This is a genomic window from Vibrio sp. 10N.286.52.C3 (genome assembly GCF_041468865.1).
Classification (GTDB): Bacteria; Pseudomonadota; Gammaproteobacteria; order Enterobacterales; family Vibrionaceae; genus Vibrio; species Vibrio crassostreae_C.
In genome coordinates, this window is sequence record NZ_JBFRJM010000023.1 from 1 (window position 1) to 14,717 (window position 14,717).

Annotated in this window: 9 protein-coding genes and 1 pseudogene; 6 read left to right on the plus strand and 4 right to left on the minus strand. The window is 43.7% G+C overall.

Annotation, left to right across the window (positions count from 1 at the left end; genetic code table 11):
- Positions 1 to 124: 124 nt before the first annotated feature.
- From AB4138_RS09780 to AB4138_RS09790, 3 genes are all read right to left on the minus strand, one after another.
- Positions 125 to 850: a GntR family transcriptional regulator gene (locus AB4138_RS09780; protein WP_102321452.1), complete on the minus strand. Its 726-nt coding sequence runs from the start codon at positions 848 to 850 to the stop codon at positions 125 to 127.
- Between the two features lie 183 nt (positions 851 to 1,033).
- On the minus strand, positions 1,034 to 2,659 hold the full coding sequence (locus tag AB4138_RS09785) for a PTS fructose transporter subunit IIC (protein ID WP_372305819.1): 1,626 nt from the start codon (positions 2,657 to 2,659) through the stop codon (positions 1,034 to 1,036).
- A gap of 240 nt (positions 2,660 to 2,899) precedes the next feature.
- Positions 2,900 to 3,640 carry a GntR family transcriptional regulator gene (locus tag AB4138_RS09790; protein ID WP_241910602.1) on the minus strand — a complete coding sequence of 247 codons (741 nt, stop codon included), beginning with the start codon at positions 3,638 to 3,640 and terminating at the stop codon, positions 2,900 to 2,902.
- A 253-nt stretch (positions 3,641 to 3,893) separates the two neighbouring features.
- Here AB4138_RS09790 and AB4138_RS09795 point away from each other — a divergent pair.
- The 4 genes and pseudogenes from AB4138_RS09795 to manA all read left to right on the plus strand — a co-directional run.
- A pseudogene (locus tag AB4138_RS09795) lies at positions 3,894 to 4,391 on the plus strand (fructose PTS transporter subunit IIA); the annotation flags it as partial.
- Positions 4,392 to 4,509: 118 nt separating this feature from the next.
- Positions 4,510 to 7,149 (plus strand): mannosylglycerate hydrolase, encoded by a 2,640-nt coding sequence (mngB, locus tag AB4138_RS09800; protein ID WP_372305822.1) that lies wholly within the window; start codon positions 4,510 to 4,512, stop codon positions 7,147 to 7,149.
- Positions 7,150 to 7,212: 63 nt separating this feature from the next.
- Positions 7,213 to 8,361, plus strand: coding sequence for a glycerate kinase (locus tag AB4138_RS09805; RefSeq protein ID WP_372121910.1), 1,149 nt, complete (start codon positions 7,213 to 7,215; stop codon positions 8,359 to 8,361).
- A gap of 1 nt (position 8,362) precedes the next feature.
- Entirely contained in the window at positions 8,363 to 9,553 is a 1,191-nt protein-coding gene (gene manA, locus AB4138_RS09810) for a mannose-6-phosphate isomerase, class I (RefSeq protein WP_372305825.1), read from the plus strand.
- 646 nt (positions 9,554 to 10,199) lie between these two features.
- Here the strand turns inward: manA and AB4138_RS09815 are convergent.
- A complete protein-coding gene (locus AB4138_RS09815; RefSeq protein WP_372305828.1) occupies positions 10,200 to 11,042 on the minus strand; it encodes a hypothetical protein in 843 nt (280 codons plus the stop codon).
- A gap of 282 nt (positions 11,043 to 11,324) precedes the next feature.
- On the opposite strand from AB4138_RS09815, the gene AB4138_RS09820 reads away from it, so the two are divergent.
- Together AB4138_RS09820 and AB4138_RS09825 are read left to right on the plus strand one after the other, a co-directional pair.
- Positions 11,325 to 12,878 (plus strand): amidohydrolase family protein, encoded by a 1,554-nt coding sequence (locus tag AB4138_RS09820; protein WP_017062426.1) that lies wholly within the window; start codon positions 11,325 to 11,327, stop codon positions 12,876 to 12,878.
- 377 nt (positions 12,879 to 13,255) lie between these two features.
- Positions 13,256 to 14,419 carry a dipeptidase gene (locus tag AB4138_RS09825; protein WP_017062427.1) on the plus strand — a complete coding sequence of 388 codons (1,164 nt, stop codon included), beginning with the start codon at positions 13,256 to 13,258 and terminating at the stop codon, positions 14,417 to 14,419.
- Positions 14,420 to 14,717: the final 298 nt, after the last annotated feature.

Sequence of the window (14,717 nt, forward strand, 5' to 3'; positions counted from 1 at the left end):
GGATTCCATACATCACGTTAGTGTTTTTACTCATAGCTATCTTGTTAAAGAAAGTTTGTCCTATAAATAGTAATCTGAATAGTCGATTCGAACATTCTACAAGTTTACTCAAAACGTCCACAGGTTAACGGGGAGATTTCCGTCTTTTTGCGACTAGAGTGAACTTATAGTCACTGGATTTAAAGTAGTTGCGACTATATTCGAATACAGTGTCATCGTGTAGGTAGCTGCGAGTGCGCTTCTCAATGATCGGGTCGGCAGGACTGATGCCTAGCAACTCAGCAACATCGTTAGCCGGGAGGATGGGCACGATTTCCTGCTCACTTCTATCTATCACCAGCTTTTTCTGCTTCTCGATATAATCGTATTTCGAGCCTTGCATCACTTGATAGGTTAGATCCGGGAACATGTCGACTGGCATCCATGTCTCTTCAACGGTGATTGGGTTGTCATCGACAAAACGAACGCGTTTTACGTAAAAAATTCGAGCGCCTTCGTTGATGTCTAAGTGCTCTGCTAGTGTTAACGAGGCAGATTGAATTTCAAAGGCAATTACATCGCTATGAGTTATCCCACCTAAATGAGCCCATTTTTCCGCAAAGCTACTTTGTTGGTAGATATCGTAGTTAACCTTATTCTCTTTAACGTAGGTGCCACTACCCTGAATGCTCTCTAGCTCTTCATTTTCGATCAGAAGTTTAAGCGCCTGACGAACGGTTACTCGGCTGGCAGAAAACTCTTCGCACAGTTGAGCTTCTGTTGGCAGCGCCTCACCTACCTTGTAAATCTTACTGCTGATTTTTTCTCGAATGGCGTCAGCTATTTTGCGATACAGGGGCAGTCTTGCCATGTAAACCTCGAAAACAATACAAAAGAGATAGGTGACAACGACTTGTGATCACCTCTAGAGGCTTAATGATACGAATTAAAGCACTGAATACAAGAAATGGTTGTTGAGTGAGTGAGCTGATAATACAAAAAAACTCCAAGCGGGGGAGGCTTGGAGTTTTGGAGCATACTAAGTGAGGGTGAGTTAAGCTTTCGTTTCAGCTAACTTCTTTTCTTTTTGGTTTCCTATTACTTTTAATCCGATGGTTAGTGCCATTGACACTGCAATACCGATGACGAAGTAAGTCAGCCAAGCAACAGGGTTACCGATGACAGGTAGCATGAACACTGCGCCGCCAGCTACGGTACCAATAGTAATCTTAGAAGAAAGAATTAATGCAGCCGCTACACCACCACCAATCATATGAGCAGGGATGATACGCATTGGATCTTTTACAGAGTAAGGGATAGCACCTTCAGTGATACCACAGAAACCTAAGATAGCGGTTGAAGGGCCTGCCAAGCGATCTTCTTCATCGAAGAAACGTTTGAATACGACAGACATAATGCCTAATGACATACCAGGGATACATTTCGCAGCAGTAAAGGCAGCGTAAAAGATTGATGCATCACCAGCGAAGTCACCACTTGTACCAACACCGATACAGAATAGGTAAGCCGCTTTGTTTACCGGGCCGCCCATATCGAAACAAGCCATAGCACCGAGGATGAAACCAAGAATCAGTAGGTTGTTTGTGCCCATTGAGGTTAGCCAGTCAACCAAACCACTGTTAAGCATCGCGAAGAACTTACCAGGGCCCGCATACATAAAGATTAGTGTTGCGATACCCGCTAGTAGAGGTGTGATGATAATCATCTTCACTGACTCTAGTACTTTCGGTACTTTGATCTGGCGGACAAGCATAACAAATAACGCTGCTGCTGCACCGGCTACTAAGCCACCTAGGAAGCCGCCGGTCATGATAGAGATCTTACCGAATCCACCACCAACAGCGACGAAACCACCGACGAAACCAGGAGCTAGACCAGGTTTACCGACCATACCGTAAGCTGTAAATGCTGCAAGCACACAGATTAACAGTGGGTTAAATGCTTTTAACGTGCCGTAGTATAGGAAATGAATAATGCCTTGAAACGAAGACTCAAACTGCGCTTTGGCTTCTGGCTGTGCAATAGCTGCATAAACTTCTTTCTTAATTGCACCGATTTCACTGTTTGCTAACCCTTCAGCGGCGTTAATTATGCCAAGGTCTGCGTATGTTTTGCCCGTGTATTCAACCAGTATCGCTTCATCATAAAGGTGGGTGTAATCGTAGCCGAAGAATAGATTTAGAAGACCTACACAAAGACCACCGATTATAACAAGAGGAATGATGTGAGATACGCCTGAAAGAGCGCCCTTGTACCAAAGTTTCAAGAAACTAACGATCATATTGTCGTCGCTCTCTTCCTTCTCGGCAAACTTGTTGGTCGTCGTGGCTGCTTTCGCATTTGAGCCACCCGCTTTGACTTTCTCTTCGAGTGCATCAAGCATTTCATCAGCGGCTTTGATACCATCTTTAACCTTACCTTGCACAGACGTTAGCCCCTCGAAGCGCTCAGCTTCAATTACGCCTACGTCAACAGCGTAGATAATGCCATCGGCCTGCGCGATATCTTGTGCGGTTAGTTTTCCATCTAGTCCATTCGCACCTTGCTTCTCGACCTTTATTTCCCAACCGCGCGCGGCTGCTTTCTTTTCTAAATTTTTAGCCGCCATGTAGGTGTGCGCTACACCGGCTGTACATGCTGTAATCGCTAAGATTTTCATCTGATGTTCCTTTGCGTCGTCTCTCGTCATTTGAGCGACAAATAGGTCACTCAATGATTATATTCTTACTTAATTTGTTTTAATCATCTGTGATAATTCTCACAAGTTGTATTATTTGTATTTAATTTGTTTTTATTGTTCTTAGTATCAAAGTAATACAAAAAAATGCACTATGACTATATACCATTGAAATATAATACTAAATAGCTACGAGGCGACATTAAGTAATAAAACCCTTATTTAAATAGAATAGCTTGTATTCGCCCTTTGGCGCTTAGAGGTGAGGGTAAATTTATAGTTGTTGGTCGTGAAATAGTTTCGGCTATATTCGAAGATGGTGTCATTTTCTAGGTATCCGCGAGTACGCTTTTCTATAACAGGTTCTGTAGGATTGACTCCAAGCAATGTCGCCACGTCACTTGGTGGAAGGACAGGCATGATTTCTTGCTCACTTCTATCTATCACCATCTTCTTTTGCTTTTCGATGTAGTCATATTTCGACCCTTGCATCACTTGGTAACTGAGGTCTGGGAACATAGTCGTTGGCATCCAAGTCTCTTCAACCGTAATGGCGGTCTCGTCCAGGAAACGTACTCTCTTGATGTAGAAAATGCGCTCGCCTTCATTGATATCCAAGTGTTCGGCCAGCGTTAATGAGGCGGCTTGTACCTCGAAAGATAAGACATCGCTGTGTGTTACTCCCTGCAAATGAGCCCATTTCTCAGCAAAGCTGCTCTGTTGGTAGATGTTGTAGTTTATTTTGCTCTCTTTTACATAGGTACCACTACCTTGAATACTTTCTAGCTCTTGTTGTTCGATTAGAAGTTTAAGCGCTTGGCGTATAGTTACGCGGCTGACAGAGAACTCTTCACGGAGTTGTGCTTCTGTCGGTAGTGCTTCACCAACCTTGTAAATACCGGTGCTAATCTTATCTCTAATGGCATCAGCGATTTGTCGGTACATGGGTAATCTTGTCGTCATATCCTAGCTAACCTCTTGCGTATTAACCTGTAGAACCACTCTAACAGGTCTTAGTGTGTGACCTTTGACTTGAATAATATGAATCCTACCCAGTTAAATAATGATAAAGAATACAAATATGGACCTTTAACTCCAATTTAATACATATCGTGATATTTGTGAGATCTGTATCATGGTTTATTTGTATTTTATTGGTATTATTGTTGTCACATAAACAGATAACCCAAAAGAACGTGAACACGGGGCTAAAACTATGAACCTTACAACGCTTACCAACTCATCACTGATTAATCTACAAACGACGTTCGAAAGTCGTGACGCTGCAATTGAAGCACTCGCTGAACAACTCGACCAACAAGGCAAACTGCACGACAAAGAAGAGTATTTAAAAGCTGTGTTTGCCCGTGAAGAGCATGGTGCAACGGCGCTAGGCGAAGGCCTTGCTGTTCCACATGGCAAAACCGACGCAGTGAAAGAAGCAGCATTTGCAGTCGCAACCCTAAAACAAGATTTGAAATGGCAGGGCATTGATGAAGAAGAGGATGTAAATCTGATCTTTCTAATTGCTATTCCTAATGCTGAAGCGGGCTCTACACACATGCAACTGCTGACCGAGCTGACAAGTACTTTGATTGATGATGAAGTTCGTGAAGCGGTACTTAGCGCGACAACTGTAGAACAAATTTTTGCACTTCTTAGCGATGAGGAAGAACAAATTGAACAGGCAGCCGAAGAATCTGCACCAGTAGTTGAAGAGAAGAAAGGGTTGTTTGGTTCTATTGCTTCAAAGTTATTTGGATAACTCAGCGTTTACTCAAAAGCCATTACTCATTTAAGTCGCACAGCACAGTCTTTACAGGTACAAAACAATGACTAAATCACGCGTTCATATTACCCCACACATGCACTGGGATCGCGAATGGTACTTCACCACTGAAGAGTCTCGTATTCTTCTGGTGAACAACATGGAAGAGATCATGCAACGTCTGGAGAGCGATCCAGAATACAAATACTATGTACTTGATGGTCAGACCGCTGTCCTTGAAGACTACTTTGCCATCAAGCCAGAAAATAAAGAGCGTGTACGTGACCTAGTTCAGGCGGGCAAACTTATTGTTGGCCCTTGGTACTCTCAAACTGACACTATGCAGGTTGGTGGTGAGTCAATCGTTCGTAACATGTTGTACGGCCTACGCGATTGTCTAGAGTTAGGTGAGCCAATGAAAATTGGTTACTTGCCAGACTCGTTCTCAATGAGCTCACAGTTGCCGATGATCTATAACGGATTTGATATCGATACAGCGATGTTCTGGCGTGGTTGCTCTGAGCGTCACGGTACCAACAAAACTGAGTTCTTATGGCAATCTAATGATGGTTCAGAAGTAGCTGCACAAGTACTGCCTCTTGGATATGCGATTGGTAAGTACCTACCTCAAGATGAAGAAGGGCTGCGTGCTCGCCTAGACAAATACTTCCCGGTGTTAGAAAAACCGTCAGTGACCAAAGATATCCTGCTGCCGAATGGTCACGATCAGATGCCAATCCAAAAAGACATCTTTGAGGTGATGGACAAGCTACGTGAGGTTTACCCAGAACGTGAGTTTGTGATGAGCCGCTTTGAAGAGGTGTTCGACCGCATCAAGCAAGAACGCGATCAATTAGACACAGTAAAAGGCGAGTTTAACGACGGCAAATACATGCGTGTGCACCGTACAATTTCGTCAACTCGTATGGATATCAAGCTGATCCACGCTCAGGTAGAGAATAAGATCGTCAACATCCTAGAACCTCTTGCTTCTATCGCTTGGTCACTAGGTTTTGAATATCACCATGGCTTGATTGAGAAAATGTGGAAAGAGAGCATGAAGAACCATGCCCATGACTCTATTGGCTGCTGCTGTTCAGACAAGGTGCATGCGGAGATCCTTAACCGTTACATCCTAGCCGACGATATGGCGAGCAATCTGATCACCTTTTACAAGCGTAAAATTGTTGACCACATGCCAGCGCGTGAAGGCTGCGACAAGCTAGCTTTCTTTAACCTATCGCCATACGAACGTGAAGAGGTGATCAACACCACCATCACTATTCGTGCAGAGCAGTTCAACATCTTCGATGATAACGGCAACTCAGTTGAGTACTTCATCCAAGATCAGCGAGTGATCGACCCAGGCAAGATTGACCGCCAGATTGTCCACTACGGTAACTATGACCCGTTTATTGAGTACGATATTCAGATTAAACAATCTGTACCTGCGATGGGCTTTGCTACCTTGCATATTCAAGGCAATGAACAAGGTGCTCAGAAGATTGCCGAGCAGAAAGATTACCTGCTAGAGAATGAGTTCTACACCATCAAAGTGAACGACAATGGCACCCTAACCATCTTGGACAAAGAAACCGAGATGACATACGACCAAGTGCTAAAAATTGAAGATGGTTCAGACGATGGCGATGAGTACGACTATTCGCCATCTCGCAAAGAGTGGCTGCTTTACTCAGATGAGTTTAAAGTCGAAACCGATATTAAACATGAAGGATTCCAATCGGTTGCTAGCATCAAACTGCGAATGGATGTACCAGCTAATCTGCAAGAGCGTGAAGAGCGCACAGGACAAAACGGCTATGTAGATGTCGATTGTCAAGTGGTACTTAAAGCCGGTTCACGCCGCATTGAAGTCCGTATGGAGCTAGATAATCAAGTAGACGATCATCGAGTACGTGTGCTTATCCCAACGCCATTTGTCTCTGAAAATGTGGTGGCAGATAACCAGTTTGGCCTTATCACTCGACCAACTAACGACCCTGCAATGGAAGTATGGGAGCAAGAAAGCTGGAAAGAAGCGCCAGTGCCTGTGTACCAGCTGATGAACTTTGCTGCGGTTGAAAACCAGACAGGTGGACTGGCATTGATGACCAATGGTCTGCGTGAGTTTGAATTCGTATCAAGCCAAGGCAATGAAGAACGCGATACCTTTGCTCTAACTCTACTGCGTGGGGTAGGAGTTCTAGGTAAAGAAGAGTTGTTGCTGCGTCCAGGACGTCCTTCAGGTATCAAGATCCCGACCCCAGACTCGCAAACTCGCGGCAAGTTGGTGTGTGAATTCAGCTTACTTGGTTTTGCTGGCAACCATATCGCGGCCAACGTTATGGCTAAAGCACGAGACTATGTAACGCCAATCGAGTGTTACAACAAGATCCCGTACAACGCAATGAAGCTAAACGTCGGTGAGCAAGACAAGCCGTTAACCTACTCGCTTCTTGCCAAAGAGCAGAAAGGAGCTGTTCTTAGTGTACTGAAGAAAGCGGAAGATGAAGATGCCTTAATTCTACGTGTCTACAACCCGGCTGAATCTGGACAGATTGAAGATGGTGTTACCTTCACTCAACCAGTGACTTCATGGCAAGAGACCAGCTTGGATGAGCGAGTACGTGATACCGAAGTCGCTAGCCAGAGCTTTGGTGCACTTAATGCGTGTCAGGCTAAATCATTCCAAGTGAAGTTTTAATCCTAGTTTTTAACCGTAGAAACCTCCGCTCTGATTCCAACTGGGCGGAGTTGGTGAACCGAGATGAAGATTGTAATTGCCCCCGATTCATTTAAAGAGTCTCTTAGTGCCAAGCAGGTATGCCAAAGCGTTGAAGCCGGTTTTGCACAAGTATTCCCAGAAGCGGAGTATGTGCATCTACCGCTGGCCGACGGCGGTGAGGGAACGGTCGATGTATTGATGCAAGGGTTAGATGGCATTGTGCAAACTACCCAAGTGATGAACCCACAAGGTGAGACCGTCGATGCACATTGGGCACTGCTTGATGACGGTAATACGGCATTGATAGAGATAGCTTCAGCATCGGGATTAGACCTAGTTTCGCCACAAGATCGCGATCCTGCCCTTGCAACTACCTATGGTACTGGTGAGTTGATCAAAGAGGCACTTGAGAAAGGTGTAAATAAAGTCCTGCTTGGTCTTGGAGGCAGCGCCACCAATGATGGTGGGGCTGGTATCGTCCAAGCATTGGGTGGCAAGTTGTTGGACGAGCAAGGCAATGAGATTGCCTTGGGTGGTACTGCTCTTTCTAACCTTTCTCGTATCGACTTAAGCAATATCCATCCTCGATGCCAACAGGTCGAGTTTGTGATCGCTTGTGATGTCAACAATCCATTAGTTGGTGAAAACGGCGCTAGCTATATCTTTGGTGCTCAAAAAGGGGCTTCCTCGGAACTGATTGATCAGCTTGATGACGCGTTGAATCATTTTGGAGAGGTCAGCAGCAATCTCACTGGAACAGATAACCGAACTACACTTGGCTTTGGCGCTGCTGGTGGCGCATCTCTTGGTTTATCACTGCTATTTGATATCCAAATCAAGCAAGGTATTGAGATGGTTTTAGACACCTTAAACGCAGACCAAGTGCTGCAGGGCACGGATCTGGTTATTACTGGCGAAGGCCAGATGGATAACCAAACCCTGCAAGGCAAGACCCCGTTTGGTATTGCTAAACGAGCCACGCTACAAGGTATTCCCGTGATTGGAATTGCAGGCTCATTGGGTAAAGAGATTGATGAACTCTACAACGTTGTCGATAGCACCTTTGGCACGGTTCGTTCACCACAACCACTAGAACAAGTTCTGACAGAGGCGGGCGATAATCTGACTCGCACGGCACGCAATATTGCCGCTACTTTGAAAGTCGGCGCACAGATTTTTGGAGAGAAGTAGTATGTCTCTATTTAAGCTTGATAACGTCATCCAAAACTATGCATGGGGTAGTAAAGACTCCATTCACAACCTATTTGGTATCAATAATCCAGAGCACAAGCCACAGGCAGAGATCTGGATGGGTGCTCACCCAAATGGCTGCTCTAGGCTCGATGGTACCGGAGAGCCTCTTGCTGAGGTAATTGAGCACAACAAGCAAGATATTCTTGGTGGCTACACCGCTGCACGTTTTGGGGAGTTGCCTTTCTTATTCAAAGTGCTTGCCGCAGAGATGCCACTCTCTATTCAGGTACACCCTAGTAAACATAAAGCGCAGCAAGGGTTTGAGCGAGAAAACCAACGAGGGATTCCGCTAGATGCCGCGCACAGAAACTATAAAGATTCCAACCATAAGCCTGAATTGGTTTACGCTTTAACCTTTTATAAAGCGATGAATGGATTTCGCCCAATTGCAGACATTATTACTTTGTTTAAAGAGGCCGACATTCCAAGTCTGGCGAAAGAAATTTCCGAGCTAGAAAAGCACGCAGATAGTGCAGCGCTAAAAGAGTTCTTTGCTGCGATTATGTCACTTGAAGGTGAACGTAAAAAGGTGGCACTGGCTGAACTTGGTGAGGCGCACAGACGTCCGGCTAAAACCATGATAGGGCGCGAGGCTCTGCAGTACAGTGCTGAGTTTAAGCGGCATTATCCTGGAGATATCGGCCTATTTTCTCCACTAATGCTTAATACTGTTGAATTAGCACCTGGCGAAGCAATGTTTTTGTACGCCGAAACCCCACATGCATATGTGCAGGGGACTGGTCTGGAGATAATGGCAAGTTCAGACAATGTTTTGCGCGCAGGGCTCACACCAAAACACATTGATGTAACTGAGTTAATAGATAACACCTCATTCAAACCGATTGAACCAGCGGAGATTCGGCTAAAACCAATATATAAAGAGAGTAATAAAGTGAGCTACCCGATCCCAGTTGATGACTTCTGCTTTGAAGTAATGACAGTCGAGATTACCAGCCAAGCACAGTTTGTTCGTAGCGCAGAAATACTGTTTTGTATTGAAGGTGAAGTTGCAATTTCAAGTCAAAATAATCACGTTGTGTTGAGAGCTGGTGAATCAGTATTCGTTAGCAGTAACTCAGTGAAATACGATTATCAAGGGCATGGGAGGATAGCCCGAGCATTCAATTAATTTTCATATGCTTGGAACCTTGATGTGGCCAAAGTAGACACTACTAATTAAACGGCTCCTGCAAACAATACTGAGTAATTGGCTGCCCGACGTGCTTTTTGTCTATTTTAAGACAAATCTCATTTAACTTACTTAAACTAATCCATTGCTCACTAAATTAGCAAATCGCGTAGCACACTTTTGTCCAGAAACTTCTCACGCACCATTTCGTAACTCAGAAATGCCCAGAACCTTCTTAAGGCTCAGAGATTCTGTGCGGAAAGGGATTAAAGTGAGTAACCGTGTATCGGGGGTCTTAGCCTGCATGGCTATTGCAGCACCGTTGGAAATACCTAACTGATGCCGTTGAAGAAGCTATTATACTTATGTTGAAATAGACTGAATTACTAGCTGGCGGTTGTAAGCAGGTTAAGTACGTTTGGATAAAGTATAGTTGCCTTAGCCTAAAAATTTATGCAGTAACTTATGAATTTGACACTTGGTTAAAAGTATTACCATAAGTATTACCGCTCTCTTTGCGAGTTTTTTTATGGATATATATCAGCATCTTAAATAAATAAGTCGGATTCCTCACTCACCGCCAAATTTAAGACCGCAGCAGTTCGCTGCGGTTTTTTTATGTCTAATTTTATCCTGCGACCTGTTATCACCAAGGAAGAGCAACAACAGGTGTGATGACCAGTCGAAGTTGATGCTCTATCCCAAACGCGTCAGGGCTTTCAATGTAGTTCCAGTATTGAAGACCAAACTTGATGGGTTTGCCACCAATGAGAGTCGTCTTAGCGACCCCAATACCAATAGGGAATGACAATTTATTTCCACTGCTCGCTTCGTGATTATAGCTCCAAGTTGGTTGCGCTTGAATTTGCCATCCATCGTCTAGATTCGCGGTATAGAAGTACTGTCCACCAGTAATACTCGCGTCGGCGTCATTGCTTCCGCCAGCGTTCCATTGATGGGTAATTAACGCCCCGATAACCCCCCAGCTTTGTACGTAGGCTAAGGCAAACTCTGGACCGAGTAAGAATTGATCGTTACCCAGTTCATCGCTTGTTGCGGTGGGCAGTGTACCCACTATCCCCCCCACGACAATCATGCCGCTCTCAAAGGTATGACCAACGGCCACATCAAAGCCGATATCACCGAGACCTGCATCTGAATTTTCAAATCTATCGCCCTTGTAATAGGGTTGGTCAAATATTAAAGGTATATTTGGTCTGATAAATAAGTTGGTTCGCTCTGCAATTGGCACAGGGAGAACAGGTTGAAAGCTCAAGCGATACCCGTTCTGACTGTTCGCTGAATTTAAGTCGCCTTGATAGTTCGTCCAATCCAAGTTAAAGGACATCGAGCCAAGCGTTGTGTTTGGGTTGGCTAGCTCTTTAGCTACCTCCTCTACATCTTGCCCCTCGTCGGCTAACACTACGATGGGAAGAGTGACAGCAAAGAAGAATATCGCGCTTAAACTTCGTAATTTAAGGTTTGGCATTTTTTTTCCCTGACGAAAACGTTGGTACATAAACGTTTAGCTATGAAGGATTATTTTGTCAAAGTTGCCTTTATAGAGAAGGGCAGCTCTGGAGCGGCAAAGTCAATAGCTGTGGGTGAGATGAGCGTAAAAGTGATTGTTTTTGAGTCACTTTCTCTTGTCACGTTAGATTTGTCTTATCAATGAGCAAAGATGAGGATCAGGTAGATAGCGTGAAATTATTGGTCTAAGATTTTTGACACGTAACACTTATAGTTCATCTCACACACACGGGATAAAATTATGAAACCACTAGAATCATTCATTAAAAAGGCTACGATCGTCGGCTTTGGCCTTATGTCACCACTTGTTATCGCCGCTAATTATGATGTTGTAATTTTGAACGGCAGAGTTATCGACCCTGAAACAAATTTCGATTCTGTTGCTAATGTCGGGATCAAAGATAATAAGATCACAGCAATAACGACCGATAGTATTTCTGGGGATAAAACTATTGACGCTACAGGTAAAGTTGTTGCCCCTGGATTCATCGACGTCCACGCTCATGGTCAAAACATTGGTGACTACAGAATGCAGGCGATGCAAGGCGTTACCACTATGCTGGAACTCGAATCTGGTGTTCTACCTATCAGTGACTGGTATGCAGGACAAGCTGAAAAAGGCTTACCATTAAACTATGGTGCAGCAGCTGGTTGGACTTACGCTCGTATTGCTACATTTAGTGAGACGGAACCCGAAGCGACCGTTGGCTATTTCCAAAAAGCTCAATCACGTAATGATTGGAAGATGGATATAGCAACACCTGAGCAAGAAAGTAAAATCATCAAGCTGATTGAGCAAGGCCTTGATGAAGGTGGCCTAGGTATCGGTATTAACGCTGGCTATGCACCGGGCCATGGTCAAAAAGAATATTATGCATTGGCTGAATTAGCCGCAGAAAGAGACGTAGCAACCTATACTCACGTTCGCTATGCCAGCAATGCCGAGCCACAAAGCTCGTTTGAAGCCGTTAAAGAATTAGTGGGCAATGCCGCTATCACTGGCGCTCATATGCACTTTTGTCATATTAACAGTACTTCATTAAAAGATATCGAAACCATCTTACCTATGGTCAATAAGGCTCAAGAACAAGGAATCAATGTTACTGTGGGCGCTTACCCTTGGGGCGCAGCAAGTACTGTCGTTGGCGCAGCCATGTTTTCTGGTGAAGGCTGGCGGGAACGTATGGGTTCAACCGCTGAAAACTTTCAGCTAGGTAAAGAACGTATGACAGAAGAACAGTTGAAAGACTACCAAGAAAATAAACCTGGTACTTTTATTGTCTGGCATTTCCTAGACGAGCAAAACCCTAAAGATCTTGCTCTATTAGACGCTTCGATTCTAAATCCTAATGTGTTGATTGAATCTGACGAAATGTTCTGGATGCATATGGACGAAGACGGCCACATTGAAAATTATGCAGGTGACGAGTGGCCATTACCAAAAGATCTATTCTCTCATCCTAGATCAAATGGCACCTTTGCTAAAGTACTCAGAGTCTATGTTCGTGAGCGCGGCTTGTTAACGATGACGGAAGCACTACGTAAAATGACACTGATGCCAGCTCAATTAATAGAAGATTTTGTCCCGCAAATGAAAAATAAAGGACGAATTCAAACCAATATGGACGCAGATATCGTGGTATTCGACCCAGAAACTATCGCTGATGTGGGCACCTACCAAGATCCTAACCACCCAGCCGTAGGCGTACATTGGTTATTGGTTAACGGCAAAATCGTTGTCAACAACACACAACTAGATACAGACGTTAAAGCAGGCGAAGCCATTCGACGTTAATTCACCTAATCAATGATAAATCAGACTATAGAAAGCGATACTCAGGTATCGCTTTTTTATCTCACCTCTTCGATAATTTCTTAAAGTGTCACATATAATACTTTTAAATGAATTTTCTAATTGAGGTAACATTTAGATAGATTTGCCAAAAATATTCGACATAAATCACGTTTTTATCATGTCATTGGGCGTAGTTTATTTATAAAAAGGTGCATAAAAAGGTGCATAAAAAGGTGCATAAAAAGGTGCGTACAAAGGGCTTAACACTCCGTTTGATATAAATCCGTACCTATCTTTACTTCCAAACTTCCAAACTTCCAAACTTCCAACATATTTATATTTTATAGAAGCTAACACTGTTAAGGAAAATTTCAAATATGGACAACAAATCTGAAATCGAACCAAGTAATGATAAAGCGACAAAGTCAGGTGCACCAAAATTACCAGAATTTGAAATAAAAGATTATTCAAAAATCCCTCAACGAACACACAAATATCCTGCATCTGAACGTGCAAAAAAAATTGTTCGAGATTCTATGGCTATTGACAGCCTTTTTTCCGGTCTTTGGCCCTCTCAATGGTCTTCACCTGAAGCACCAGAATTCCATGATGAAATGGACAAGTGCAAAGCCGCTGGATTCAAGGTACTAGCAGCATGTCCTTCCGCAGACTCGTTAGATGCCTCGGTTGAAGGCATTATGAAAGGCGCTCAGTTCTACCTAAGCAAAATGAAAGAACGCCCAGACGACTATATGATGATCCGCACTACCAAAGATATTGATGAAGCGGTAAAACAAAACAAATTGGGTATTTACTTCACTCACCAAGGTACTCAAATATTTGGTGGTGATGTTGATCGCGTAGGACTATGGCGTGAGATGGGCTATGGTTACTGTTTATTGGCATATAATCAACGTAATGATGTGGGTGATGGCTGCTTCGAAATTGAGAACCGTGGTCTAACTGAATATGGAAAAAAACTTGTCGACGCTTATAACCGATACGGTATGCCTGTTGATGTAAGCCATACTGGCGAACGAACCTCCTTAGATGCGATTGAACGCAGTAGCCAACCTGTCATTTCTTCGCATTCAGGTGCGAAAGCCATTGCCGATTATCAGAGAAGCCTTTCTGACGTTGTGATTAAAGGTGTTGCGGCAACCGGTGGGGTTTGCTCAATAAATATGGTGGCTGCCTTTATGGATACATCTAACCCAGATATATTGACGACTGAACAATTATTTCGACATATTGATTATATGGTCAACTTAGTCGGTATAGACCACGTTGGCTTCGGTTCAGACTATATCCCGAACATCAATTTTACAGCGTCTATTATTCAAACACCAATGGGGCAGAACGTATTCCCTGATGGTGGCTATAGTGCCGCTGTAGGAGCAAAAGGGTTTCCTACCCCAGCACCATATCAAATTGTTGCAGCTCTAATTGATACCATGCTTGAAAATGGATACTCAGAAGAAGACTGCAGCAAGTTCTTAGGTGGCAACATGTACCGAGTATTTGATCAAGTCTGGGTATAAGAAGTTTATTAAATTTACTCAATAATTAGCACTTCTAACATCTCGTTTAGAAGTGCTTTTTTAATCGCTTCGAATGAGACTGCAGTTTATGACTGCTCCTAACTTGTTATTGTCCAATTTCGTGCTAATAGGTACCAGAATCTTCCGTGATTGTTAAGTTCGATGAAGGGATAAAGCCTTCGAATCAACCTAAGTATGTTTTGAAAATGAGATTAAAAAGGCTGAAGCAATAAACTGATCAGCCTCTATCAATTTTTTCCATTAAAGGTAACGGCTTCTCATAGACAGAACCTTAAGC